1 protein-coding gene is annotated in these 1,613 nt (G+C 61.7%); it reads left to right on the forward strand.

The window, feature by feature from the left end; genetic code table 11:
• The coding region (locus tag AC1DWM_RS30040; RefSeq protein WP_477796877.1) for a beta strand repeat-containing protein at positions 1 to 1,613 on the forward strand (1,613 nt) is incomplete at both ends.

Consider the following 1,613-nt stretch of genomic DNA (forward strand, 5'->3'; position numbering starts at 1 on the left):
CGCTCTTGATGGCTTGCAAACCCTCGATGTCGGCGGCATTCATGTGGTGGCCGGTGGTGTGACGGCGGGCTTCCCGCAAACAATCGTCACGGCGCTGGGCAACACGCTGACCATCACTGACTACAACTCGACCACCGGTGTCATCAGCTACAGCTACACCCTGGTGGATAACGAAAGCCATCCAGCCGCCAACGGTAACAACAGCCTCACCGAAAACTTCGATGTGGTGGCGACAGACACCGACGGCAGCACCGCGACCAACCAGATCAACGTCAACATCATCGACGACCTGCCTCAAGCCGTGTACGACAGCAACGCCAGCACTGCATCGGAAACCCTGCTGATCCTCAACGGCAACGTCCTGAGCAATGACGTGCAAGGCGCCGACCGCATACCGACCGGCCCCAATGCCGGTCCCATCACCCCCGGCACCTTTGCCGGGACTTACGGCGCGTTGGTGCTGAACGCCAACGGCACCTACACCTACACCCTGAACACCAGTGATGCCGAGTTCAAAGCCCTGCACGGCAATGGCAACGGCACGGAAACCTTCGCCTACACCCTCACCGATGCCGACGGCGATTCCAGCACCGCCAACCTGGTGCTGAACATCCACAACGACGACGATCCAGTGACCCTCAACGGCCTCAACGTCTACGGCGGCGAACTGACCGTCTACGAGAAAAACCTCAGCGACGGCAGCAGCCCCGATACCCCGGCGCTGACCCAAAGTGGCACCTTCGCCATTACCGCCCTCGATGGCGTGCAGACCCTGAGCGTCGGCGGCATCGCGGTAGTTACCAACGGTGTGACAACTGGGTTCCCGCAATCTGTCATGACTCCGTTGGGGAGCACGCTGACGATCACCGGGTTCAACGCCACGACTGGCGTCGTGAGCTACAGCTACACCCTGGCCGACAACGAAGCCCACCCCACTGGCAACGACGCCAACTCACTGCCAGAGCAATTCGCCGTGACCGTGGTCGACGATAACGGCACCACCGCCAACGGCACGCTCGACGTCAACATCATCGACGACCGGCCTCAAGGCGTGTACGACAGCAACGCCAGCACCGCATCGGAAACCCTGCTGACCCTCAACGGCAATGTACTGACCAACGACGTACAAGGCGCCGACCGCATACCGACCGGCCCCAGCGCCGGCCCGATCACCCCCGGCACGTTTGCCGGGACTTACGGCACGTTGGTGCTGAACGCCAACGGCACCTACACCTACACCTACACCCTGAACACCAGTGATGCCGAGTTCAAAGCCCTGCACGGCAATGGCAACGGCACGGAAACCTTCGCCTACACCCTCACCGATGCCGACGGCGATTCCAGCACCGCCAACCTGGTGCTGAACATCCACAACGACGACGATCCAGTGACCCTCAACGGCCTCAACGTCTACGGCGGCGAACTGACCGTCTACGAGAAAAACCTCAGCGACGGCACCAACCCGAACACCCCGGCCCTGACGAAGAACGGCACCTTCACCGTGACCGCGCTTGATGGCTTGCAAACCCTCGATGTCGGCGGCATTCATGTGGTGGCTGGTGGTGTGACGGCGGGCTTCCCGCAAACAATCGTCACGGCGCTGGGCAACACGC

This window comes from Pseudomonas sp. P4_C8 (assembly GCF_056401975.1).